The sequence below is a fragment of the Massilioclostridium coli genome (assembly GCF_900095865.1).
Lineage (GTDB): Bacteria > Bacillota > Clostridia > Oscillospirales > Ruminococcaceae > Massilioclostridium > Massilioclostridium facile.
Map to the genome: position 1 here is coordinate 34,871 of NZ_FMIZ01000007.1, position 24,455 is coordinate 59,325.

At 38.3% G+C, this 24,455-nt stretch carries 22 protein-coding genes and 1 other annotated feature; of the genes, 7 read left to right on the plus strand and 15 right to left on the minus strand.

Annotated features, from left to right (window positions below; translation table 11 throughout):
• Positions 1–113 precede the first annotated feature (113 nt).
• The 14 genes from BQ2683_RS05715 to rpmG all read right to left on the minus strand — a co-directional run bounded on the left by BQ2683_RS05715 (position 114) and on the right by rpmG (position 10,790).
• Entirely contained in the window at positions 114–1,532 is a 1,419-nt protein-coding gene (locus tag BQ2683_RS05715) for an arabinose isomerase (RefSeq protein ID WP_069988066.1), read from the minus strand.
• 416 nt (positions 1,533–1,948) lie between these two features.
• Complete coding sequence (locus BQ2683_RS05720; RefSeq protein ID WP_069988067.1) at positions 1,949–2,581, minus strand: cytidylate kinase-like family protein; 633 nt, start codon at positions 2,579–2,581, stop codon at positions 1,949–1,951.
• 198 nt (positions 2,582–2,779) lie between these two features.
• Complete coding sequence (locus BQ2683_RS05725) at positions 2,780–2,950, minus strand: DUF362 domain-containing protein (RefSeq protein ID WP_069988068.1); 171 nt, start codon at positions 2,948–2,950, stop codon at positions 2,780–2,782.
• A 164-nt stretch (positions 2,951–3,114) separates the two neighbouring features.
• Complete coding sequence (locus BQ2683_RS05730; protein WP_069988069.1) at positions 3,115–3,984, minus strand: PSP1 domain-containing protein; 870 nt, start codon at positions 3,982–3,984, stop codon at positions 3,115–3,117.
• 22 nt (positions 3,985–4,006) lie between these two features.
• Entirely contained in the window at positions 4,007–4,969 is a 963-nt protein-coding gene (locus tag BQ2683_RS05735; RefSeq protein ID WP_069988070.1) for a DNA polymerase III subunit, read from the minus strand.
• 3 nt (positions 4,970–4,972) lie between these two features.
• A complete protein-coding gene (locus tag BQ2683_RS05740; protein WP_069988071.1) occupies positions 4,973–5,296 on the minus strand; it encodes a cyclic-di-AMP receptor in 324 nt (107 codons plus the stop codon).
• A gap of 50 nt (positions 5,297–5,346) precedes the next feature.
• On the minus strand, positions 5,347–6,660 hold the full coding sequence (locus BQ2683_RS05745; RefSeq protein WP_069988072.1) for an aminotransferase class I/II-fold pyridoxal phosphate-dependent enzyme: 1,314 nt from the start codon (positions 6,658–6,660) through the stop codon (positions 5,347–5,349).
• A 477-nt stretch (positions 6,661–7,137) separates the two neighbouring features.
• Positions 7,138–7,506, minus strand: coding sequence for a 50S ribosomal protein L7/L12 (rplL, locus tag BQ2683_RS05750; protein ID WP_069988073.1), 369 nt, complete (start codon positions 7,504–7,506; stop codon positions 7,138–7,140).
• 71 nt (positions 7,507–7,577) lie between these two features.
• Positions 7,578–8,093, minus strand: coding sequence for a 50S ribosomal protein L10 (gene rplJ / locus BQ2683_RS05755; RefSeq protein ID WP_333724067.1), 516 nt, complete (start codon positions 8,091–8,093; stop codon positions 7,578–7,580).
• Between the two features lie 23 nt (positions 8,094–8,116).
• Positions 8,117–8,262 (minus strand) — a sequence feature (ribosomal protein L10 leader region).
• A gap of 57 nt (positions 8,263–8,319) precedes the next feature.
• The gene (gene rplA, locus BQ2683_RS05760) at positions 8,320–9,015 is read right to left on the minus strand and encodes a 50S ribosomal protein L1 (protein ID WP_069988075.1); all 696 of its coding nucleotides are present in this window, start codon (positions 9,013–9,015) and stop codon (positions 8,320–8,322) included.
• Between the two features lie 60 nt (positions 9,016–9,075).
• Entirely contained in the window at positions 9,076–9,501 is a 426-nt protein-coding gene (gene rplK, locus BQ2683_RS05765; RefSeq protein WP_069989450.1) for a 50S ribosomal protein L11, read from the minus strand.
• A gap of 227 nt (positions 9,502–9,728) precedes the next feature.
• Positions 9,729–10,253 (minus strand): transcription termination/antitermination protein NusG, encoded by a 525-nt coding sequence (gene nusG, locus BQ2683_RS05770; RefSeq protein ID WP_069988076.1) that lies wholly within the window; start codon positions 10,251–10,253, stop codon positions 9,729–9,731.
• 144 nt (positions 10,254–10,397) lie between these two features.
• Positions 10,398–10,622: a preprotein translocase subunit SecE gene (secE, locus tag BQ2683_RS05775; RefSeq protein ID WP_069988077.1), complete on the minus strand. Its 225-nt coding sequence runs from the start codon at positions 10,620–10,622 to the stop codon at positions 10,398–10,400.
• Positions 10,623–10,640: 18 nt separating this feature from the next.
• On the minus strand, positions 10,641–10,790 hold the full coding sequence (rpmG, locus tag BQ2683_RS05780; protein WP_069988078.1) for a 50S ribosomal protein L33: 150 nt from the start codon (positions 10,788–10,790) through the stop codon (positions 10,641–10,643).
• Positions 10,791–11,354: 564 nt separating this feature from the next.
• Here rpmG and BQ2683_RS05785 point away from each other — a divergent pair.
• The 6 genes from BQ2683_RS05785 to ppk1 all read left to right on the plus strand — a co-directional run bounded on the left by BQ2683_RS05785 (position 11,355) and on the right by ppk1 (position 18,653).
• Positions 11,355–12,419, plus strand: coding sequence for a D-alanine--D-alanine ligase family protein (locus BQ2683_RS05785; protein ID WP_069988079.1), 1,065 nt, complete (start codon positions 11,355–11,357; stop codon positions 12,417–12,419).
• A gap of 40 nt (positions 12,420–12,459) precedes the next feature.
• Positions 12,460–13,266 (plus strand): glutamate racemase, encoded by an 807-nt coding sequence (gene murI / locus BQ2683_RS05790; protein ID WP_069988080.1) that lies wholly within the window; start codon positions 12,460–12,462, stop codon positions 13,264–13,266.
• Positions 13,267–13,291: 25 nt separating this feature from the next.
• Positions 13,292–13,717, plus strand: a complete 426-nt coding sequence (locus tag BQ2683_RS05795; RefSeq protein WP_069988081.1) for a YwiB family protein — start codon at positions 13,292–13,294, stop codon at positions 13,715–13,717.
• 21 nt (positions 13,718–13,738) lie between these two features.
• Positions 13,739–15,433 carry an arginine--tRNA ligase gene (gene argS / locus BQ2683_RS05800; protein WP_069988082.1) on the plus strand — a complete coding sequence of 565 codons (1,695 nt, stop codon included), beginning with the start codon at positions 13,739–13,741 and terminating at the stop codon, positions 15,431–15,433.
• 183 nt (positions 15,434–15,616) lie between these two features.
• Positions 15,617–16,534 carry a Ppx/GppA phosphatase family protein gene (locus BQ2683_RS05805; RefSeq protein WP_069988083.1) on the plus strand — a complete coding sequence of 306 codons (918 nt, stop codon included), beginning with the start codon at positions 15,617–15,619 and terminating at the stop codon, positions 16,532–16,534.
• Positions 16,527–18,653, plus strand: coding sequence for a polyphosphate kinase 1 (gene ppk1 / locus BQ2683_RS05810; RefSeq protein ID WP_069988084.1), 2,127 nt, complete (start codon positions 16,527–16,529; stop codon positions 18,651–18,653). The genes BQ2683_RS05805 and ppk1 overlap by 8 nt, the downstream gene beginning before the upstream one ends.
• Before the next feature lie 589 nt (positions 18,654–19,242).
• On the opposite strand, the gene BQ2683_RS05815 is transcribed toward ppk1, so the two are convergent.
• On the minus strand, positions 19,243–20,124 hold the full coding sequence (locus BQ2683_RS05815; RefSeq protein ID WP_069988085.1) for a hemolysin family protein: 882 nt from the start codon (positions 20,122–20,124) through the stop codon (positions 19,243–19,245).
• Positions 20,125–20,575: 451 nt separating this feature from the next.
• On the opposite strand from BQ2683_RS05815, the gene nifJ reads away from it, so the two are divergent.
• The gene (gene nifJ, locus BQ2683_RS05820) at positions 20,576–24,109 is read left to right on the plus strand and encodes a pyruvate:ferredoxin (flavodoxin) oxidoreductase (RefSeq protein WP_069988086.1); all 3,534 of its coding nucleotides are present in this window, start codon (positions 20,576–20,578) and stop codon (positions 24,107–24,109) included.
• Positions 24,110–24,455: the final 346 nt, after the last annotated feature.

The following is a 24,455-nucleotide window of genomic DNA, read 5'->3' on the forward strand; positions in this document are numbered from 1 at the left end:
ATAACGAAAAAGCGTAAAGAGTGTATTAACTCGATATTGCTTCATAGTAGCTCATAGAAGTTATAGTCTCATACTTCTATTTAGCGGAAGGATACACTAAAATTTTCCGATTTTTATCTGGTTACAATTTCAACAGGCACGTTGAATATTTTTGCAACTTTCAGGATTTTTTCAATATGTCTGCCAGAAGCTGCAGCAAAGTGATGTGTAGGACCACATTCACTCCAACGGTTAATAAATTCTCTTGCCCCACATTCAAAACGGGTTCTCATATTTGTATCACCGAAGGAGAGGATTTTTCCTTCTTCATTTATACCTTCTGCAACAATAAATTTAAAGTTGCCATTTCCATCCTGTGTGATTGCCAAATAAGTAACTGGGCCAAGATGTGGATAGAATTGTGTGAGGTATCCGCCACCTGTTTTACCATGGAATACTTTTACAATTTTCATGGTTGGTTTTTTGCTGGAGATATCCGCATCACCGGAACCACTATGGCCAATAATTACAATATCATCGTTAAAGTCAACAGAATACATTTCAGCAAGTTGTCCAGTACCTGAAATTGTTTTCAAAATGCTCATTGCCATCGCAACTTTCATATCACCTTCAACGGCACAGGCAACTCCTTGTTTGATCAGCATAGAGAAAGCTGGAATCAGCATACTATCCAGTACGCCTGCTTTTCCCTGAGCAAAACCATCATAATGGGATGCGATCAAGCCGAGTTTTTCGTCTTTTACCCATTGTTCAAACGCAACAACGTATTTTGCCATTTCCCATACTTCTTCAATACTTCCGCCACCTTCAATATCAAAGGTATCCAGAATATCTTGTGCTTTAGCGCGGATGGCATCTTCATCTGTAATATTATCCGCAATAACCCACATTTTTTCCCAGTCAAACTGTTTGGTGTATAAGTCCATTCTTCTGTACAGGTTGGATTCATCAATATAGAGGTCCATCATGCCAGGGTATGGTCTTCCGATTTGTGCGATATTTGTATCACGGAATCTTCTACGCACCTGAGCTGCTTGGCACCATTCTTCGATTTCTGATTGAACGGAAGAATCTCCACCTTCTACAACACCTGTAATTACAGCATGTCTCTTGCCAAAACGTTCCAGGTCAGCTACCATTTCACCAACAGCTCCACATGCATAACCTTCACCAAGCCATGAAGCAATATCTGTGTGGTCATAATCCAATGCTTTCAACTTTTGAACATTTACAAGAACAACAGGTACATCCAGATCTTTTACAGCAGGTAACATGTTGTAAGATGTAGCATAAGTTAAAAGCTGTAAAAATACTAAATCAACATCTGCTGCACGGAACAGGTCCCCAGCAGCCTGTGACTGTTCTTTTGTTGTCACCATTCCACCATCAATAATTTCTACTGAATCCGGAATAGTCTTTTTGAATGCATCATATTGTGCTTCAAATTCTGGTACCAGTGATGGGAATTGAGGAAGATATGCACCTAACGCAATGGAAAATACCCCAACTTTTGCTTTTGTATTAACTAACATAAAAAACCTCCCAGTGTTTGTTTTCGGACTGCAAATTGTATGGAAAATAGTCAACCTTTATTTTTACCATAAACAATCTTGCTAGGATGCAGGATTATCCTCCAGCGATGCCAAAAATATAGATAAGAAAGTTTTACTCGCTGTTTTGTAAGATTGGCTGATTTAGATTCCTAACTATTGAAATTTATTTTACAGTACCGATAATTGTTTTAGGTACAAAAACCTATCTATCATTATATCCTAATAACCTACACTATTTCAAGATAAAAGCAGTAAAATGCATAATATAACCAATATTTTTTATGTTCTAGAGAAGATTACTTAGAATATGTATAAAAAGGAACCCTTATCATGATAAGAGTTCCTTTTTATAATAAAAGTAGGGGAAATATTATAGTTGAATAAAATAGAATCTATTATTTTTCCAGTGATGCCTCTTTTTGTTTTGCCAGTTCCGCCAAAAATTTTACGGTGCCGTCAACACCCAGCATACTGCTATCTACAGAACAGTGATAATTCTCTAGATCTCCCCATTTCCGGTCAGAGTAATAATGATAATAGGTATTACGGCGTTTGTCTGTTTTCATGATTCTCTCTTTTGCTTTGTTTGGAGTGAGATCGTAAAGGTCAGAGATACGTTTTATCCGTTCTTCCAGTGGCGCGTAAATAAATAGGCTTAATAGCTCTGGACGTTCCCGAAGGATATAATCCGCACAACGTCCTACAATAATACAGCTTCCTTCATCTGCAATGTGACGAATGATGTCGGATTGGATAAAATACAGTTTATCATTAATTGGTGCATCTGTTAACGGAGAATAGCGGCCTCCCAAAATAAAGGAACCGGTTGATAGCGAATAAAGCAAGCTGTGGGAAGCGGTTTCGTCAATATTTTTGACCACATCCTGGTGCATCCCGCTCTCCTTTGCCGCCACTTCGATCAATTCTTTATCATAAAAAGGAATCTCCAGCAAGCGGGATAATTTTTGTGCGATTTCTCGGCCACCACTTCCAAATTGTCTTCCTATTGTAATAATTGTATGTTTCATGTTGCTGCATCCTTTCTATACTTTTGGATTAAAACAGTGGACAAATACCATTGTTTTTATTATTATAACACATTTGTTTGGCAAATGATACTAATTTTTTGTAAAAATTAAAAAAATAATAGATAAAAAGTTGTATTTATAAGTAGAAAAAAGCAGTCCAATTTAATTGGACTGCTTTCATGTAATAAAACGATTCCACTATTCAGCTTGTGGAGCGCCTACTGGACATACAGATGCGCAGGAACCGCAATCGATACAAGTATCAGCATCGATGCAGTATTTGCCATCACCAGCAGAGATTGCACTTACAGGGCATTCAGCTTCGCAAGCGCCGCAGCTAATGCATTCGTCAGAAATTTTATAAGCCATGGATCGTTACCTCCTTATTGATTTTTATAACTAAAAGTTATAACACCTATATTTTATCATATTCTGCAAAAATATCAAGTTCTGAGCAAGAAAATCTACAGAAAAAATAGTGGAAATTCTGTGAATATTATCTGATAAAATCGAGAGGAAAATATCCGAAAAAATTATTTATCCTCTAATTGTTTTAACTCTTCAATTTCCTGTTTATTGACACGGATTTGATTATCTTTAATAATAACAAGGTCTTTTTTCGAATAAGTGCGTGGGGCAGCGTCCGGGTTATCTTTCAATCGGACAGTATAACTATCTGTCAGCAGGTTTAAGTCGATTACATGACCAGTGCCGTCCGGTGTTTTTACAAAAGCACCCATTTTAGGGGAATTTTTTAAGAGCTGTTCATATACATTTTGTTCGTATTTTAAACAGCACATTAATCGGCCACAGGTACCTGAAATTTTGGTTGGATTTAAAGAGAGTCCTTGTTCCTTTGCCATTTTGATGGAAACAGGTTGGAAATCCCCTAAAAAGGAAGAACAGCAAAATGGTCTACCACAAATGCCTAATCCACCCAATAGTTTGGATTCATCCCGTACACCAATCTGCCTTAATTCAATTCTGGTGCGGAAAACAGAGGCCAGGTCTTTTACCAGCTCACGGAAATCCACTCTCCCATCGGCCGTAAAATAGAACAGGATTTTATTGTTATCAAAGGTATATTCCACATCTACCAGTTTCATTTCCAGTTGATGTTTCGCAATTTTTTCTTCACAGATTTGGAATGCTTCTTTTTCCTTTTTGCGGTTTTGCGCAACAATTGCCAAATCCTCTTGGGTAGCTGTTCGTATAATAGGCTTTAATGGGGAAACTAGTTCAGAGTCATCTACTTCCCGATTAGAAAGGGCTACTTCACCGCACTCAACTCCTCGGGCGGTTTCTACAATTACTTTTTCCCCTGTTTTCAATTCAAGCCCGTTTGGGTCAAAATAATATACTTTTCCTACCGTTTTAAAACGTACACCGATAATTTCAGCCATGGATACCTCCTTATATGGATGATTAGATAGAATAAGGTAAATTTGCTGACAGCCATGTTACACACAATTTTAGATTGGCGTTTTGTTCTAACATACCAATACAAGTTTCTACTGTGTCAGCCATTTTTAAAATGGATTGGATAGATTGTTTTTGGATAAAATCATCCAATCCCAAAATTGATATTTTCTTAATTTTTGCCTGTAATGCCAAACGCAATAAGTTACTTAAAAAAAGTAATACTTTTTTAGTGAACGGGCGGCTGTTTTCCAAAGGGGAAAGGGCTACTACAACAGCGAGTTCATTGCCTTTGGAAAGACTTTCTAAAATCTGAAAAGCGGTTTGAGATGCTTTGATTTCCTCTGGATCGGATAGCAGTTCTAGCCCTTTTCCAATAATGCCGTCACAAAGCTGAGAAGCCCTTGTGATTTCCTCCAATGTTGTGTCTGGTGAAAGTTCCTGTAAAGCCTGGATACATTCCGGTTGTGTAACAGGAAAAATTTCAATTGGAACACAGCGGGAAACTAAAGTAGGGAGGACAGCGGAACGGGAAGGGCAAGTTAAAAGAAAAACCACGTTGTCCGGAGGTTCTTCTAGTACTTTTAACAAACTGTTTGCTGCCTCTTTGGACATATTATCCACACCATTTAATAAATACACCTTTGCTTCGCCGTCATTTGGCCGGATGTAAGCATCTGAACGGATTGCCCGAACCTCTTTAACATGAAAACTGTTTTTGGTATTTTGTCCACCCAGTTCCTGAAAATCTGGATGGATATTTTTGAGCATTTTTTGGCAGGGAATACAATGACCACAAGGAATATTTTCACCCTGGCAAAAGATCGCTTGGGCAAATTGCTTGGCCAATGTTTGTTTTCCAACTCCAGCAGGACCATAAAAAAGATAGGCGTGGGATAAATGCCCTGTTTGAATAGACTGTTGTAACACCTGCAATGCTTTTGTATTTCCGTAAAAATGAAAACTCATAGGCTATGCTTTTTCAAAATGTTCAATATTGGTAACAAAGATGGTAGCGCCGCCTATTGTTACTTCTACAGGGAATGGCGCATACATACCAGCTCCATAAGCAGCGGAAGATGGAACCATCTGTTTTCTTTTTTTACTGTGTTTTTTGATAATATCGATTGCTTCCTGCACCTTTTCGTCCTCTGTAGCACAGATAAAAGTGGTGTTGCCAGACATTAAAAAACCGCCCGTAGAAGCTAATTTTGTAGAAAAGAACCCTGCTTTTGATAGGGCAGAAGATACAATTGAGCTATCATCACTGCTGATAATCGCATAAATCAGTTTCATAATAGATTCACTCCTTCGTCAAGCCTTGCTTATCAGTCAAGGGATCATTTTTATTTTACCACGTTTATCGTGAGAATGCCACTATTTTTTAAAAGATCGCAATGCTGGTAGGTTAGCTGTTCTCCAGCAGTAATAATCGGGATTCCAGGAGGGCAGGTAATTTTATTTTCGGCACAAACCTTTCCTATTGCATCAAAAATAGAAAGGGATTCTGTTGCGGAAAAGACCGCTTCCCGTGGGGTGAGTAACTGTATGGATTCTGGAAAAGAAAAAGTAGCATGTTGTAATGGTGTTTTTTTTGTTACACTATTTATCGCAGCGTCCAACCTTGCAAAATCTGTGGAAGAATTGAAAGGGGATACCATGAATACTGTGTGGTCATAGTTGGTATATTCTGGCTCTATTTTGTATTCCCTGAAATGTTCTGTCAATTTTTCACCAGTTTGCCCCACAGCAAATCCGTCCAATGTCCATTTGGTAGGATCCTGTCCCAACAATTTTAGGTTGTTTTGTTGACAAATTGACGAAATATAATCCCGTTCTTCCTCTAATTGTTGAAAATCTTCTTTTGCCTGTTGTTCCAAATAATCCGCACAATAATCTAAAGATTGTAAGATGAGATAGGAAGGGCTAGTAGAACCAAATAAAGCCATTTTGCTTTTAAGTTCTGTAGAAGAATATCCTTTTGCGTGTAATAATGCTCCTCCTGTCAGGACGGGTAATGTCTTGTGTGCGCTACAGCAGCAAAGGTCGGCCCCCAATGTAATAGGGTGTAAATCCTCTGAAGTAAATTTTAAATGGGCGCCGTGAGCGGAATCCACAATTAGTTTGGCTTGGTGCTGATGGCAAACCTTTGATATAGCTGAAATATCAGCCATCAACCCCATATAATCTGGGGAAGTAATATAAACAGTATGTACCTGTGGATTTTGCTGTAAGGCCAGTTCAATCTGGTTTGCGGTTGGCTGTTGTAGTAGCCCTGTAGATGAATCGTAATTTGGTGTAATCCAAATTGGCTTTAAATCTAATAAGGCGCAAGTATTGATGAATGCCACATGGGAATTCCGTGCCGCTAAAATAGTATCGCCTTGTTGTTTTGCCAATGCCAACATAGCTTGGATGCAGAGGGTAGAACCTCCCGCGGATAATACAGTAGTGGATTGGTATAAATCAGAATAACGATCTTCTAGCCTTGCCAAAACGCCTTCTGCATAAAATAATACATCAGCATCTTTGATTTCTGTAATATCATAAGGTGCCCCCAGCTTTTTCAATATAGGGGCATTTCCTTTATGTCCAGGCATATGAAAACGAGTTATTTTATTCTTGCAATAAGTTTCAATTAGTTTTGTTAGTTCACCCATACAGTCCTCCTATGAATAAGTCTGTTTTGATTATATAATAGAATTATGAAAAAAGAAAGAAAAAATCAGGATTATTCTGTGTTTATATCAAGATATTGATTTTATTATTTCAATCAAGTTGATTAACGTAAGGGGATGATATAAAATGGTGTAAAAAATGATACAAACTATTTTTTAAGAAATCTTTTTAGTTAAATAAGCTAGAAAAGTTATATGGATCGTTTCAAAAGGGTAGGGTCCAACTATGAGTAAGGAATAGGATGATATCACCAATAGGAAGGCTCTGGCTTATCATATCATAATTCAATATAGTATGACCAACCACAGAAGGAAATCATACTAGCTCGCCTCTTAAAAGATACTAAAAAATACACTACAACTGTGCTAAGCGGAAGGTGAAAACTTTTTATTTTGCTTCCGCTGCAATAAAAAAACCGTGGTAAAAAGTTACCACGGTTTTTATCAGTAAAACTGAAATTATTTAACTTCAACTTTAGCTCCAGCGTCGCCCAGTTTAGCAGCGATTTCGTCAGCTTCCGCTTTTGCAATACCTTCTTTGATTGCTTTTGGAGCATTGTCAACGATTTCTTTTGCTTCTTTCAGGCCCAAACCAGTAATTTCTTTTACTGCTTTGATAACGCCCATTTTGGAAGAACCAGCGTCAACCAGAACAACGTCAAATTCAGTTTTTTCAGCAGCAGCTTCGCCACCAGCAGCAGCGCCAGCCATCATTACTGGAGCAGCAGCAGAAACACCAAATTCTTCTTCAATTGCTTTTACTAATTCATTCAGCTCAAGAACAGACAGAGCTTTAATATCTTCAATAAATTTTGCGATATCAGCCATGATATAAATCCTCCTAAGATTTTATTTTTCCCGTAATGGGAATGAATTTTTTAAAATGATTCCTGCTTGGATTATGCAGGTTCTTTTTCAGCGATTGCGTTAAGCGCAACAGCCAAACCACGTACAGGTGCAACCAGAACGGACAGTAACTGACCAACCAGTTGTTCTTTTGTTGGCAGGTTGCCCAACTCTTTTACAGTAGCAGCATCAATAACATTACCTTCCATGAAGCCGCCTTTTACAGCAAAATCAGTTGTGTCACCTAATTCTTTCACGTATTTAGAAATTACTTTTGCAGGTGCAACAACATCTTCTGTGCTAATTGCAATCGCAGTAGTACCTTCTAAGTGTTCGTCTAAAGCTTCGTAGCCACAAGCATTGATAGCAAAACGTAACATTGTATTTTTTACAACGAAATATTCAACGCCAGCCTCTCTCAGCTCTTTTCTCATTTTAGTATCCTGTTCTACATTGATACCTTTGTAGTCCACGATAACACCAGCAACTGCGCCTTTGATTTTTTCAGTTAATTCAGCAACCAGTTGTTGTTTTGTTTGAAGAATCTTTTCGCTTGGCAAGTGATTCACCTCCCAGATTTCACATCTTTGCATTTTGTAAACAAAAAGCCCTTTCTACGCACTACCGCGAAGAAAGGGCATAATACACAAGTATTAATAAGCACTTCTCCTCGGCAGGCAAGGGAACTCCCTTTTACACTTGCGTACCTGCTGTCTTAAGAAAAACAGCTAAAGTTATTGGATTTCAACAACTATTTTATTATATCTTATTTTGGGTCAAAAGTCAAGCTAAAACTTAGCCACCGAATCTACCAATGTTGATTCTTACACCAGGGCCCATTGTAGAAGAAACTACGCAGGATTTGATGTACTGACCTTTTAATGCAGATGGTCTTGCTTTTACAATAGCATCCATTAAAGTTTCAAAGTTTTCGCTGAGTTTATCAGCACCAAAAGAAACTTTACCAATAGGGCAGTGGATGATATTAGTTTTATCCAATCTGTACTCAATTTTACCAGCTTTTGCTTCGGTAACAGCTTTTGCAACATCAGGAGTAACTGTACCAGCTTTTGGGTTTGGCATTAAACCACGAGGCCCCAGGATTTTACCAAGACGACCAACAACACCCATCATATCTGGGGAAGCGATTACTACATCAAAATCCATGAAGTTTTCTTTTGTGATTTTCGCTACCATTTCTTCGTCACCGATGTATTCCGCACCAGCATCCAAAGCAGCCTGTACTTTATCGCCTTTTGTAAATACCAATACACGAACGCTTCTACCGGTTCCGTTTGGTAAAACAACAGCGCCACGAACCTGTTGATCAGCGTGACGGGAGTCAACGCCCAATCTTACATGCAGTTCAACTGTTTCATCAAATTTTGCTTTTGCATTTTTTGCAACCAGCTCAAGAGCTTCTTTTCCGTCATAGTTTACATTGCGGTCAAAAGCTTTTAAGCTATCTACATACTTTTTACCATGTTTCATTACTTATTATCCTCCCTCATGAGTGGTAATTAGCGGAATTTTCCTCCCACCAGCGGGCAACTAATCTACTACTACAATGCCCATAGAACGTGCGGTACCAGCAATCATGCTCATAGCAGATTCCAGGTTAGCAGCATTTAAATCTGGCATTTTTGTTTCGGCGATTTGTTTAACCTGCTCCTTAGTGATGTTTGCTACCTTTGTTTTGTTTGGTACACCAGAACCGCTTTGAATATTACAAGCTTTTTTAATCAGCACAGCAGCTGGTGGTGTTTTTGTAATAAAGGTAAAGGAACGATCGGCATAAACAGTAATGACAACAGGAATAATCATACCTGCATCATTCTTTGTGCGCTCGTTGAATTCTTTTGTAAAGGACATGATGTTAACACCATGCTGACCTAATGCAGGACCTACCGGTGGAGCCGGTGTTGCCTTTCCTGCTGGGATTTGAAGCTTAATTAAGCCTACTACCTTTTGAGCCATTAAAATTGCACCTCCAAAAATTGTGGTAAGGCGGAACAATGATTTTTCACAATTTGCCGTGTTTGTGCCCACGGTTTTGTGGTTGTTCCTCCCACAAGCGTTTTTCCTATTTTGTATTCCAAACGCCCCACTTTCTAAAACAGAAAGCGGTTACGAGCTGTAAAATACAGCAACGTCAATTTTTAAATATAAATTTTACATTTTTCCTGTTTCAAAAAAATACAGGACTACTCGTCCATCAAAACAACCTGGCTGAGCTCCAGCTCAACTGGTGTTTCACGGCCGAACATTGAAACCGCCACTTTTACCTGATTGTTATCGATATCAAGTTCTTGTACGATTCCAACAAAACCTTCCATTGCACCGTCGATTACTTTAACAGTATCACCGACTTTGTAATCTACTTCCACCTTTTTCTCTTCCACGCCTAATTTCTCTACTTCTGCTTTACTGAGAGGAATTGGCTTTGAGGACGGCCCCACAAATCCGGTAACTCCACGGATATTGCGTACAACATACCATGAATCATCCGTCATAACCATTTTCACCAACACATAGCTTGGAAACAGCTTGCGTTCTACTTCCCGTTTTTTGTTGTCTTTTAATTCAACAACTGTTTCAGTTGGGATTTTTACCTCGTGAATCAGGTCATGGAGCTGGCGGTTCTCCACCGCTTTCTCAATGTTTTGTGCTACTTTGTTTTCGTAGCCAGAATAGGTGTGGATTACATACCATTTTGCGGCATCTGACATGAATAACCCTCCATTTTTTTCAGCACCGTGCTGCCCCAATAAAAAGGCAATGCGGTTTTTTCCACTGCGCGGCACCTTTAAAAAGGTCAAGTCCGTTTACAAGCGGATCATCAGCCCCTCTGTGGTTTTACGATCAAAATCAAATTATGCGTTGCCAAGCAATAAACCAAGCAGACTGGTAAACCCTAAGTCCAGCAATACAATAAATAAGCCTAATACAACAATTGTAACTAATACAACAATTGTATTGCGAAGTGTAGCTTGTTTAGTTGGCCATACAACTTTTTTGATCTCACTCTTCAGATCTTTAAAGTATGCGATAATGCGTTTGAAAAAGTTTGGCTTTTTCTTTGTCTCAGCTTTTGCCATGGTACATCCGCCTTTCGCTTACTTTGTTTCCTTATGAAGAGTGTGTTTACGACAAAAACGGCAATACTTGTTCATTTCAAGTCTGTCTGGGTCGTTTTTCTTGTTCTTCATTGTGTTGTAATTACGTTGTTTGCACTCTGTGCAAGCTAAGGTAATTTTTACTCTCATATCGGCACCTCCTGGATAATCGGACAATTTCTGCCTCCCTCTAAAAGGAACGTCCATAAATTTTTGCACAAAAAAATAAACCCTTTTAGAGGTGATTACTATAATACCACAGAAAACGCAAACCGTCAACCGTATTCCGGCGGTTTTTTTGTATTCTTACAATATTATCACTATCACCAATGGATACAGATTTATCATACCGCTTTTTTGTAAATGTTGCAAGCGTTTTCTAAGAAAAACAAAGCTTTTTTCCTATTTTGTGTTAGAATCACTATTTGTTAGCAACACTTTTTGTAAAAAGAGAAAAAACATTCCCATATTAAAAGGAAGAAAGAAAATTATAGTTTATTTCGTAAGTAAGTTAGAAAATTTGCAGTATATGTTCGCAACACAAGGGAGAGGTTCTTTTGATAATAAAAAATAGGATGGATATTGTTTTTGTGTTTTGAATATGTTATGATATCATAGTATTAAACTGTTATAAATAGAACCAAATTGGATATGTGAATGAAAAGTGAAAAAGCCTTTTTATTTGGGAAGGCGTAACGATAGGAGTTTATGAAAATGTCAAAAAAATTGCGAGTAGCTGTTGTTTTTGGCGGGGTTTCTTCGGAATATGAAGTATCCCTGATGTCCGCTACCTCTGTGATTCAAAATATTCCTCAGGACCGTTATGAGGTAGTTTGTATCGGTATTACCAAAAGCGGGCGTTGGCTTTTTTATCCAGGACCAGTAGAGGAAATCGCCACAGGAAAATGGAAAGACCATCCGGATTGTTGTCCTGCGATCATTAGCCCTGACCGCATGCACCATGGAATTATTAAAATCATGCAGGATGGGTCTACCAGCTTATTGAAGTTGGACTGTGTATTTCCTGTTTTACATGGAAAAAATGGAGAGGATGGTACTATTCAGGGGCTATTTGCTTTGTCCGGAATCCCTTTTGTAGGATGTGATACATTAAGTTCCGCTGTTTGTATGGATAAAGCGATGACCCATACTATTATGGATAACGCAGGGATTAAAAATGCCAAATGGAATTATATGTTAGCATCCCAACTTCCTCAATTAGATGAATTTTGTACAAGGGTAATCGATCAATTAGGATTTCCTGTTTTTGTGAAGCCGGCAAACGCAGGATCTTCTGTTGGGATTACCAAAGCAACAGATTATCAGTCTTTAAGGGATGGAATTAAACTGGCATTTACCCATGATAAAAAAATTGTAGTAGAAGAAATGATAGTGGGAAAAGAGGTGGAATGTGCTGTGCTGGGAAATGAAACCCCGCAAGCCTCTATCCCTGGAGAAATTATCTCCTGCAATGATTTTTATGATTATGAGGCAAAATATATTGCGGATTCTAAACTACAGATTCCAGCGGATTTAGATGAAGATACCACGAATAGATTACGGGAGATCGCTGTAAAAGCATATAAAGCTTGGGGTTGCAGCGGGATGGCAAGAGTGGACTTCTTTGTCACTGATCAAAACGAAATTTATTTGAACGAACCCAATACATTGCCAGGATTTACTTCGATTAGTATGTACCCAAAAATGTGGGAAGCAACTGGTTTACCTTATGGGGAATTATTGAGCCAGTTAATTGAATTGGCCATAGAACGCGCTTAATCCTCGGTGAAAAATCAATTCAAAAAAGGGGGTTATTGCTATGAACCAACAACCAATAGGTGTTTTTGATTCAGGTCTTGGTGGCCTGACGGTAGTAAAAGAACTAATGAAAATACTGCCTCATGAAAATATTGTGTATTTTGGGGATACCGGTAGAGTACCTTATGGAACCCGTGGAAAGGAAACCATTATCGAATATGCCAAACAGGATATCCAGTTTTTGCAGCATCATCAGGTAAAAATGATTATTGCAGCCTGTGGTACGGTAAGTGCTGTACTGCCTAAGGAATATTCTTCCCATCTGCAGCAGCCTTATACAGGAGTTGTTATTCCTTCTGCCCAGGCAGCCTGTGCCAAAACAAAGACAGGGCATATCGGTGTTTTAGGGACTTCAGCCACAATTCGCAGCGGGGCATATGGAAAGGCGATCCGTACTATTTTGCCAAAAGCAGTGGTAACTGGTATTGCTTGCCCACTGTTTGTGCCACTTGTAGAAAATGGATATATCAACCGTGATAATCAGGTAACCCGTATGGTAGCGGAAGATTATTTAAAGCCGATTATCGGGACGGATTTGGATACCTTGATTTTAGGGTGTACCCATTTTCCGATTATCAAAGAAATTATTGGCGATATTTTAGGAAAAGGCGTTAAATTAATTGATTCAGGGTATGAAACAGCCAGGACAGCTGCCGCGATGTTGAGCCGGGAGAATATGCTGCTGAACTCAGAACAACCAGGAAACCGTTCTTTTTATGTCAGCGATAGCATAGAAACATTTACTGAAAATGCGACTATCTTTTTAAATGAAGAAATAACAGGTTCTGTGGAACATCATGTCTGGTAACAAAAATAAAGGGAAATGATTTAAGATGAAACAACCAGTACTGATTACAGTCAATAGCAGTTTCCATACCGATGAAGGAGATGATTCCTCCGAATTTTTTACCGAGGGGATTCTTGCATTAAAAAATGGAAAATACTATTTGATTTATGATACTGTTTATGATGACGGCAACACCATAAAAACTACTTTAATTGCTCATCATACCAATAAAATTACATTAAAGAACAGTGGAGATACATCCTACTCCTTATCTTTGGAGGAGAATGTTCGTTCTACCAATTTGGTTTCTTTTGGTGGGCTGGAAATGATGTTAGGGGTTCAGCCCAACCGAATTTGCTGTGAGCTTGCCGAGAATGGCCATGGCAGTATATTGATGAAATACTATATTTTGAACGAGGGGGAAATCCTATCTGAAAATACGATTCAGATTCAGGTGCGCCCAAAAAATTAGGACAGTAAAACGGAGGTAACTATGTCAAATCCAATGAAATCTGCAAGCGATAGTTTGCATGAAGTGCTTTTAAAAGCGATAGGACAGGCAGTGGCAGAGGGAGAACTGCCTGCGGAGCCAATCCCAGCATTCCAGATTGAAATTCCGGGGGATACCTCACATGGTGATTTTGCCACCAATGTAGCAATGGTATCCGCTCGTAGTTTTAAGATGGCGCCACGAAAAATTGCGGAGATTATTTGTGGACAGATTGATTTAACTGGAACCTGTTTTGAACGGTTTGAAATAGCGGGTCCTGGTTTTATTAACTTTTTCTTAAACCAGAATTGGTTTGGAACTGTAGTACAATCCATTTTAGAAGAAAAAGAACACTATGGAAAAAGTGATTTTGGAAACCATAAAAAGGTGATGGTGGAATTTGTTTCTGCCAATCCAACAGGGCCAATGCACATTGGGAACGCTCGTGGTGGCGCAATTGGGGATTGTCTAGCAGCTGTACTGGATTGGGCTGGCTATGATGTCACAAAAGAATTCTATATCAACGATGCAGGAAACCAGATTGAAAAATTTGGGATGTCATTAAGTGTCCGCTACCAGCAGATTTATAAAGGGGAAGATGCTGTAGAACTTCCAGAAAACGCTTATCATGGCGTTGACATCATCGAACATGCAAAGAATTTTGCTGGCATATATGGCAATAAATTCATGGATGTAGATGAGGAAACCCGTAAGAAAGCATTGGTAGATTATGCGCTACCTCTTAATATTGCGAACCTGAAAACAGATTTAGGAAAATACCGGATCGAATATGATGTTTGGTTTAAAGAAAGCAGTTTATATGCAGACGGCTTAGTAGATAAAGTTATTACTATTTTAAAAGATAATGGTTTAACCTATGAAAAAGATGGGGCTTTGTGGTACAAGGCAACTGAATTTGGTGCAGAAAAAGATGATGTGCTGGTTCGTGCCAATGGGATCCCGACTTATTTTGCCGCTGATATTGCTTACCATTATAATAAATTTGCGATCCGCCATTTTGATAAAGTTATCAATATTTGGGGGGCTGATCATCACGGACACGTAGCCCGGTTGAAAGGTGCAATGAATGCTGTTGGTCTGGATGGAAATAAGCTAGATGTTGTGTTGATGCAGATGGTACGTTTGATGCGGGATGGAGAACCGGTTAAGGTCAGCAAACGTACTGGAAAATCCATTACTTTAGTGAACCTGTTGGATGAAATTCCAATTGACGCAGCTCGTTTCTTCTTTAATTTGAGAGAGAGCAACTCCCACTTGGACTTTGACTTGGATTTGGCTGTGGCACAAAATTCCAGTAACCCAGTTTATTATGTACAGTATGCCCATGCAAGAATCTGTTCGATTTTAGCAAATTTAAAAGAGGATGGATTTGTACCAACTTCAAATACAGAGGGTTATAGCCTTTTGGTCGCTCCAGAAGAAATTGAATTGATCCGCCATCTGGCAAAACTGCCAGGAGATATTGTGGAAGCTGCAAAAGCATATGATCCAGCCCGTATTACCCGGTATGTATTGGATCTGGCTACTTTATTCCATAAATTCTATAACGCATGCAAGGTAAGGGGAAATGAAAACCCTGATTTAACCCAGGCGAGGTTAAATTTGTGTGCTGCGGTAAATATTGTATTGGAAAATGTATTGACAATGTTAAAGATTGATGCTCCAGAGAGCATGTAATTTATTAACGCTTTACGATGGATATTTTATTAGCCATCGTAAAGCGTTTTTTATTTTTAATAAGTATCCATAAAAAAGTTGCAATTTACAAACATTTAACCTGAATAAGGTAGAGCGTGGCAGAAAAAGTGTTATGATAAAACTAACGATGTATAATTATAGTACAATGGAGGAAACTTTACTATGTACGGAACAATTGATATCGGTTCCAATACCATCCGGATGGTCTTATATTCGATTAAAAATAATCAGCTTTATCCTATGATTAACAAAAAATACACAGCAGGACTAGCTGGATATATTGATGATAATTCCAATATGAACGAAGAGGGCATTACAAAACTGCTTCGGATTTTAGGAGAATTAAAAGAAATCCTTTCCCAAATTGAAATAGAAGAAATTTTCCCATTTGCAACAGCGTCTTTACGTGGACGCAACAACGTAAATGAAATCCTTTGTAAGATAAAAGAACAGAGCGGGTTTGATGTCCGTATTTTAACAGGGGAAGAAGAAGCGATTTTTGATTATAATAGTATTTTACATAGTGGCATTAAAGAGGAAGGGCTTTTAGTTGATGTTGGAGGTGGAAGTACAGAATTGACATTTTTTCAAAACAAACAGGTGGTTTCGGCGCAATCTCTGCCAATTGGTTCGTTAAGCCTGTACAGCCGTTTTGTAGAGCAGGTTCTTCCAACAGAAAAGGAAATGAAACAGATAAGGAAAGAAGTAAAAAAACAACTAAAAACATTAGAAAACCCACAGGGCAATATCGAAAGTCCTACTATATACAGTGTAGGTGGCACTGCTCGTGCTGCGTTAAAATTAATTCGCAGAACAGAAAATAATCAGATAAAAACAATGGAATACTCCAAAAAAGAGCTACGGCATGTACTTTCCAATTTGTTGGATAATCCATCTTATATGGTAAAAAATATTCTTGCTGTTGCCCCAGAACGAATCCATACTTTAATTCCAGGAATTGTTATTTTTGATACAATCGCAAAATACTATGGCAGCACACAATTTGTTACCAGCAAATGCGGTGTTCGGGAGGGCTATATGCTTTCTATGTTAAAAGAAAGGGGTATTTTAGTTGGGTAAATTATATGAAAGAGGGTTTACTCAAAATAGGGAACTTTCCTGGTTAAAGTTTAATGACAGGGTATTAAGCGAAGCAATGGATGAAACAGTCCCAATTTTGGAACGTCTAAAGTTTATCTCTATTTTTACCAGTAATTTAGATGAGTTTTTTATGATCCGTGTTGGTAGTTTGTTTGATTTGGCAAATCTAGAAAAGAAAAATATAGACAATAAATCCGGTTTAACGCCAAAAGAACAATTGAGCAGGATTTTTGAAGATGTGAAGCCACTCTACCAAAAACGGGAACAACTTTTTTATGAAGTAGAAAGCCAACTCCGTCTACATGGGGTTTTTTACTTGAAATATAAAGAATTGGAAGAAAACGAAAAGAAACAGATAAAACAATCCTTTAAACTATCCATTGCCCCTATCCTTTCCCCTCAAATCATTGATACCCACCATCCATTTCCTCATTTAGCAAATAATATTATCTATATCGGTGTAATGCTCAGACACAAGAAAAAAGAAGTGTTTGGAGTGATTCCTGTTCCCAGCATTTTACCAGATATTTTTTACCTGCCTGGCAGTGACACCAGATATATTGGGGTAGAAAATATAATATTAGAATTTGCCGATAAAATTTTTGAGCCATATATCGTAGTAGAAAAGACTGTATTTTGTGTTACCCGGAACGCGGATGTCAATCCAGATGATGAAGTGTTCGCAGATGAACCAGATTTCCGAAAAAGAATGCAAAAAGTATTAGGGCAGCGTAGAAGGTTGGCGCCTGTAAGGCTGGAACTATCCAATTTTGAGAGCGAAAAAATTTCTGCCTATTTGATGGAAAAACTCAAAATCAACGAAAAACAAATTTATACTACAACATCTCCATTAAAAATGGCTTATGTATATGAGTTAATTTCAAAATTACCAGAATCAAAAAGAAAGCCTCTTGTTTATCAAGAGTTTACGCCTGTGTGGCCAGGCAATATCAAACAGACAGAAAGTATGATTCAGCAAGTAGAAAAGTCAGATTTGTTATTGTCTTATCCATACGAAAGCATGGAACCATTTTTAAAACTATTAAAAGAAGCGGCAAATGACCCTTCTGTAATATCCATTAAAATTACAATATATCGTTTGGCAAGCAAAGCTAAATTGGTGGAGTATCTTTGTGCGGCAGCGGAGAATGGTAAAAGTGTTACTGTTTTAATCGAATTGCGAGCAAGGTTTGATGAACAGAATAATATTGACTGGTCGGAACGTTTAGAGGATGCAGGTTGTAATATTATTTATGGGTTTGATTTTTATAAAGTCCACTCTAAAATATGCCTGATTACAAAGAAAGGACGGAATGGAATCCGGTATCTTACACAGGTGGGTACTGGAAACTACAATGAAAAAACAGCCAAATTATATACTGACCTTTCCCTTTTAACTTATAATCAAAAGATAGGAGAGGATGCAGCGGAGTTTTTTAAAAATATGTCAATTGCTAATTTGCAGGGTGAGTACCATGATCTGTTAGTTGCGCCAGTTTCTTTGAAGTCCACAGTGCTTCAGCTTATAGATCAGGAAATTTCCAAAGGGCAGAATGGTAGAATTTTTATTAAAATCAATTCCTTGACAGATGCCCAAATCATTGAAAAATTGGCGGAAGCTTCTTGTGCTGGGGTGCAGGTTAAAATGATAATACGTGGCATTTGTTGTATTATTCCCGGAATACCAGGAAAAACAGAAAATATCCAGGTTTGCAGCATTGTCGGAAGATATCTGGAACATGCCAGGATTTATTGTTTTGGATACGGTACACAAGAACAAATGTATATTTCCTCTGCGGATTTTATGACAAGGAATACCGAAAGAAGGGTAGAGGTTGCTTGTCCGATCTATGATGAAAAGGTGAGGGCAAAAATCCATGAAATCATAGAGGCGCAAGAGTATGATAACCAGAAAGCACGTGTATTAATGGCGGATGGAAATTACGTAAAAAAATCAACAATGCAAGAAATGGTGGATAGCCAACAATTATTGATGGATTATGCAATACAGAATGTGTCGGTTCCAATCACCCAAGAAACTAAAAAACGCCGATTTATCTTTGGTCAATTGCTGCATAAATGGAGAAAAAATAGGTAAAAAGAAGCTGGAGAGATTTTTCCGGCTTCTTTTTTATACAAAATTTTTATTTATCAAAAATTAACATGAAACTTTGATATGTTTTATAGACGTTTATTTTACTGCTATTAAGTAGTCAAATTTTGGTTAGAAGGATTTCTGAAAAGGAGTGAATCAAAAAATATGAGTATGATAAAAAATAGATGTTATAAAATTCGATGGATGGTTAGCAGATGTAATAAATAAAAGATAAAGCCTGCTATATACCTTATTATCTTATCAAAAAGTATCAGCTGTATTTGGTATCCATACAAAATTTAGATAAAATTATTTTTCAGGGATATATATTGTTCCGAAACAGCATTCGAAAATAGAGATTTCTTTTATTGGAAAAAGAGGAAACTCTGTGTTTTCTCTATATTGTACATACTATATTTGAGATTCTAAATAGGGGAACTCTCTTTTTAATAAACCACTGATGAACTAAATGAACAGCATTTGCCTTGGAAAGGAATATTTTTCAGAGGATTTATCTCTAAAGCGGGGTTATCGGTGAAATAGAAAAAACCAGGAAGTATCTTTATAAAAATACTTCCTGGTTGATAGGCGATTATAATGAATTATTGTTTTCGGAAGATGTGGATAATTTTACTGCACGCACTTTGGCAATATGTCGTTCTTCCACCACTAGTACTGTAAATTCCACCTGTTCTATCTGTAAAACAGGATGCTCCCCTTCATTCGGGATACGTCCCAACTGGTCTACAATAAAGCCACCCAATGTATCGTAATCCGGATTTTCCTCCACATGAAGGCCTAACACTTCTGCCACATCATCCAGGTCAGCGGAGCCTTCAATGATATAGGTGGTTTCGTTTACTTTTTTGATTTCCTCTTCTTCGTCATCATATTCGTCCTGAATATCGCCGAAAATAGATTCTACCAAATCTTCCATGGTTACAATACCGGCAGTACCGCCATACTCATCTACCACAACGGCAAGGTGTTGCTTTTTCTGGGTAAATTGGGTAAATAAATCCCGGCATTTTGCCGTTTCCGGTACATAGAGCACTTCCCGGATAAACTGCTTAATGGTGTACTGTTCAATATCTTCACAGCCAACCAGCGCCAACAGGTCTTTTACATAAATAATACCAACGATGTTGTCAATATCATTTTTATAAATTGGGATACGGGAAAAACCGTCGTTTAAAGCGTGGAACACCACATCGTGGATACTATCGTTTTCTTCCAGTGCTATCAGATCTACACGATGGGTCATGACATCTTCTACTGTAGTATCACCAAACTCCAATACGTTGTTAATCATTTCTTTTTGGCTTTTTTCAATGACCCCTTCCTCCTGGCCAGCATCCACCATCATTAGAATTTCTTCTTCTGTTACATTTTCATACTGGGATTTGGAACCACCAAATAGTTTGGAAAAAAAAGAATTGCCACTTGATTTTGTCGAGCGCCCGTCTGCGTCCATAGTATTTCCTTAACTCCTTTATTGCTAAAATTGCTATTTTTAATCCATTTATTTGTTTATTATCATACCCTATTTTAGTGGAAAAGTCAATTTGTTTTAGTTAAACTTGTATGAAATGATTGTTTAAAAATCAACTTGTTCTTAATAGATTGTAATAAAAGTTGATTCATTAAGTTGTATTATAATTTTTATCCTTATATTTCAATTTCATGAGATACAATATAGTATTGTAAAAGAATACTTTCTAGTAAGAAGGATAATTTTACATGAAATAACTGTTTTTTCAAAAGGTTTTTTGTATTTTGCGATAATTCGCTAAAAAAAAACGGAGAATTCCATAATAATATTTGATTATTGCTATTTACAGCAGGTGTGATTAGTGATAAAATACTAACGTACGGGTATTCTGACCAAGGATACTATAAAAAGGCTAATTTTAGGAGGATACAACATGGCTAGAAAAATGAAAACCATGGATGGTAACAATGCTGCTGCACACGTTTCCTACGCGTATACAGATGTAGCTGCTATCTATCCAATTACCCCTTCTTCCACAATGGCTGAAGTAGCTGATAAATGGGCTACTGAAGGAAGAAAAAATGTTTTTGGACAAACAGTAAAAATTACTGAAATGCAATCTGAAGCAGGTGCTGCTGGTGCAGTACATGGTTCTTTGGCTGCTGGTGCTTTAACTACTACTTTCACTGCTTCCCAAGGCTTGCTGCTGATGATTCCAAATATGTATAAAATGGCTGGTGAAAAATTGCCAGGCGTAATCAACGTTTCCGCACGTTGTATTTCTACTCACGCTCTGTCCATCTTCGGCGACCACTCTGACGTATATGCTTGCCGTCAAACTGGTTATGCTATGTTGGCAGAAGGTTCTGTACAGGAAGTTATGGACTTAACCCCTGTTGCCCATCTGGCTGCTTTAGAAGGTAAAGTTCCTTTTGTAAACTTCTTTGATGGTTTTAGAACCTCTCATGAACTTCAGAAAATCGAAATGTGGGACTATGAAGACCTGAAAGACATGCTGGATATGGATTTGGTTGACGAATTCCGTCGTAACGCTTTAAATCCAAACCACCCTGTATTAAAAGGTTCTGCTCAAAACTCCGACGTTTACTTCCAGAACTTTGAAGCTGGCAACACCTATTATGACGCTCTGCCAGATATCGTTGTAAAATACATGAACAAAGTAAACGAAAAAATCGGTACAGACTACAAACCATTCAACTATTATGGTGCTCCAGATGCAGAACACGTTATTGTTGCTATGGGTTCTGTTTGTGATACAATCGAAGAAACCATCAATGTATTAAATGCTGCTGGCAACAAATACGGTGTAGTAAAAGTTCACCTGTACCGTCCATTCAGCACCAAATACTTGTTAGATGTTATTCCAGAAACTGTAAAACAGATTTCTGTATTAGACCGTACAAAAGAACCAGGTTCTATTGGTGAACCATTGTACCTGGATGTAGTTGCTGCTCTGAAAGGCACAAAATTTGAAAACGTTACTGTATTTGGCGGTCGTTATGGTTTGGCTTCCAAAGATACAACACCAGCACAAATCAAAGCTGTATACGAAAATACCGAAAAACCACGTTTCACAATCGGTATCAACGACGATGTAACTTACTTGTCCCTGCCAGTAGGCGATCCTCTGGATACTTCCGCTGAAGGTACACATAGCTGTAAATTCTGGGGCTTGGGTGCTGACGGTACAGTTGGTGCAAACAAAAACTCCATCAAAATTATCGGTGACCACACTGATATGTATGCTCAGGCTTACTTTGCATATGACTCCAAAAAATCCGGTGGTGTTACTGTTTCCCACCTGCGTTTTGGTAAACAGCCAATCAAATCCACTTATTTGATTTCTCAGGCTGACTTTGTTGCATGCCATAACCCATCCTACATGAACAAATATGAAATCGTTCAGGATGTTAAACCAGGCGGTACTTTCCTGTTGAACTGTAGCTGGGATATGGAAGGTTTGGAAAAACACCTGCCAGGTCAAGTAAAAGCATATATTGCGAAAAACAACATCAAATTCTATACCATCGACGGTGTAGCAATTGGTAAAGAAATTGGCTTAGGCGGACGTATCAATACCGTTCTCCAGTCCGCATTCTTCAAACTGGCTAACATCATTCCAGAAGAAGATGCTATTAAATATATGAAAGACGCTGCTACCGCTTCTTACGGCAAAAAAGGTGAAAAAATCGTTAAGATGAACCACGACGCGATTGACAAAGGCGCTACCGCTGTAAAAGAAGTAAAAGTACCAGCTGAATGGGCAAATGCTGAAAGTGAAGTATTGACCCATACTGTAGAAGGTGAAAACAAAAACCTGGTTGATTTCGTAAACAACATCCTGGAACCAGTAAATGGTCAGATTGGTGACAAACTGCCAGTATCTGCGTTTAAAGGCCGTGAAGATGGTACAGTTCCACAGGGTTCTGCTGCTTACGAAAAACGTGGTGTAGCGGTTGACGTTCCTGTTTGGAATCCAGATAACTGTATCCAATGTAACTTCTGTTCTTATGTATGTCCACACGCTGTTATCCGTCCTGTTGCTATGACAGAAGAAGAAGCTGCTAACGCTCCAGAAGGAACAAAAGTAGTGGATATGAAAGGTATGCCTGGCTATAAATTTGCTATGACTGTATCTGTATTAGACTGTACAGGTTGTGGTTCTTGCGCAAACGTATGTCCTGGCTTCAAAGGCGAAAAAGCTCTGACAATGTCCGGTCTGGAAAGCCAGCTGGCTCAACAGAACACCTTTGCTTATGGCCAAGAACTGCCAGCAAAACAAGAAGTTGTGGATAAATTTAAAGAAACAACTGTAAAAGGCAGCCAGTTCAAACAGCCTCTGCTGGAATTCTCCGGTGCTTGTGCTGGTTGTGGTGAAACACCATATGCGAAAGCGGTTACTCAGCTGTTTGGTGACAGAATGTACATCGCAAACGCTACTGGATGTTCTTCCATCTGGGGTGGTTCTTACCCAGCAACTCCTTATACTACAAATAAAGAAGGCAAAGGTCCTGCTTGGGCAAACTCCTTGTTTGAAGATAACGCTGAATTTGGTTTTGGTATGCACCTGGCTCAAAAAGCTTTGAGAAACCGTTTGATCGAAAAAGTAGAAGCTTTGGCTGAAACTGCTGACGGTGATGTAAAAGCTGCTTGTGAAGCTTATTTAGCAACCAAAAACAACTCCAAAGATAACGCTGCTGCAACAGACGCATTGGTAGCTGCTTTGGAAAAAGCAAATGTTGGCGAAGATATCCTGAAAGACAAAGATTACTTGGGCAAAAAATCCATGTGGATCTTTGGTGGTGACGGCTGGGCTTACGATATTGGCTTCGGCGGTGTTGACCACGTTCTGGCTTCTGGTGAAGATGTAAACATCATGGTATTTGATACCGAAGTTTACTCCAATACAGGTGGTCAGTCCTCGAAATCTACTCCAACAGGTGCGATTGCTCAATTCGCTGCTGGCGGTAAAGAAGTGAAGAAAAAAGACCTGGCTCAAATTGCTATGAGCTATGGCTACGTATATGTTGCTCAGGTTGCTATGGGTGCTGATTACAACCAGACCTTAAAAGCAATCTCCGAAGCAGAAGCTTATAACGGTCCTTCTTTGATTATCGCTTATGCTCCATGTATTAACCATGGTATTAAAGGCGGTATGAGCAAAGCTCAGACAGAAGAAAAGAACGCTGTTGCTGCTGGTTACTGGAATATGTTCCGCTTTAACCCACAAGCAAAAGCAGAAGGCAAAAATCCATTGACAGTTGATAGCAAAGCTCCAACTGCTGCTTACAGAGACTTTATTATGAACGAAGTTCGCTACAGTGCTCTGTCCCGTTCTAACCCTGAAAAAGCAGAAGTTATGTTTGCAAAAGCTGAAAAACAAGCTGCTGACAAATATGCTCATTTGTTAAAATTACAAGAATTATACGGCAACGAAGCTGAATAATTACTGATAAATCAAAACCCACGGAATTTTTCCGTGGGTTTTTTAATGAAAGGATAAAAGTGGTTTATCCAGGTTTTTGCAATGAATTATAATAATTTTGGGAATACTACTATTGGATAAGGCGTTTTTATAAGAAATAAATTATAGATTAACTGTTAATAATTTAGTTTTATTACAATATTCTGGTAATATTTTTGCAGTGTGATTCCTTTCACATTCATAAATTTTTACAATTCATTCCATATCAATCAAAATTTAAGCATATTTGCATAAATGAAATATAATTCCTGCATTTTATTAACATTTATTTTACGTTTAACTGTTGCAGAATATTCCGATATATGGT

Coding starts and splice junctions, on each gene's coding strand:
- murI (WP_069988080.1), top strand. CDS start 12,460: ATGAACCAACAACCAATAGGTGTTTTTGATTCAGGTCTTGGTGGCCTG.
- nifJ (WP_069988086.1), top strand. CDS start 20,576: ATGGCTAGAAAAATGAAAACCATGGATGGTAACAATGCTGCTGCACAC.
- BQ2683_RS05740 (WP_069988071.1), bottom strand. CDS start 5,296: ATGAAACTGATTTATGCGATTATCAGCAGTGATGATAGCTCAATTGTA.
- argS (WP_069988082.1), top strand. CDS start 13,739: ATGTCAAATCCAATGAAATCTGCAAGCGATAGTTTGCATGAAGTGCTT.
- BQ2683_RS05745 (WP_069988072.1), bottom strand. CDS start 6,660: ATGGGTGAACTAACAAAACTAATTGAAACTTATTGCAAGAATAAAATA.
- BQ2683_RS05785 (WP_069988079.1), top strand. CDS start 11,355: ATGTCAAAAAAATTGCGAGTAGCTGTTGTTTTTGGCGGGGTTTCTTCG.
- BQ2683_RS05795 (WP_069988081.1), top strand. CDS start 13,292: ATGAAACAACCAGTACTGATTACAGTCAATAGCAGTTTCCATACCGAT.
- BQ2683_RS05725 (WP_069988068.1), bottom strand. CDS start 2,950: ATGGCTTATAAAATTTCTGACGAATGCATTAGCTGCGGCGCTTGCGAA.
- BQ2683_RS05715 (WP_069988066.1), bottom strand. CDS start 1,532: ATGTTAGTTAATACAAAAGCAAAAGTTGGGGTATTTTCCATTGCGTTA.
- BQ2683_RS05735 (WP_069988070.1), bottom strand. CDS start 4,969: ATGAGTTTTCATTTTTACGGAAATACAAAAGCATTGCAGGTGTTACAA.
- rplK (WP_069989450.1), bottom strand. CDS start 9,501: ATGGCTCAAAAGGTAGTAGGCTTAATTAAGCTTCAAATCCCAGCAGGA.
- rplA (WP_069988075.1), bottom strand. CDS start 9,015: ATGAAACATGGTAAAAAGTATGTAGATAGCTTAAAAGCTTTTGACCGC.
- secE (WP_069988077.1), bottom strand. CDS start 10,622: ATGGCAAAAGCTGAGACAAAGAAAAAGCCAAACTTTTTCAAACGCATT.
- BQ2683_RS05805 (WP_069988083.1), top strand. CDS start 15,617: ATGTACGGAACAATTGATATCGGTTCCAATACCATCCGGATGGTCTTA.
- BQ2683_RS05720 (WP_069988067.1), bottom strand. CDS start 2,581: ATGAAACATACAATTATTACAATAGGAAGACAATTTGGAAGTGGTGGC.
- rplL (WP_069988073.1), bottom strand. CDS start 7,506: ATGGCTGATATCGCAAAATTTATTGAAGATATTAAAGCTCTGTCTGTT.
- BQ2683_RS05815 (WP_069988085.1), bottom strand. CDS start 20,124: ATGGACGCAGACGGGCGCTCGACAAAATCAAGTGGCAATTCTTTTTTT.
- rpmG (WP_069988078.1), bottom strand. CDS start 10,790: ATGAGAGTAAAAATTACCTTAGCTTGCACAGAGTGCAAACAACGTAAT.
- BQ2683_RS05730 (WP_069988069.1), bottom strand. CDS start 3,984: ATGGCTGAAATTATCGGTGTACGTTTTAAAACGGTAGGAAAAGTATAT.
- nusG (WP_069988076.1), bottom strand. CDS start 10,253: ATGTCAGATGCCGCAAAATGGTATGTAATCCACACCTATTCTGGCTAC.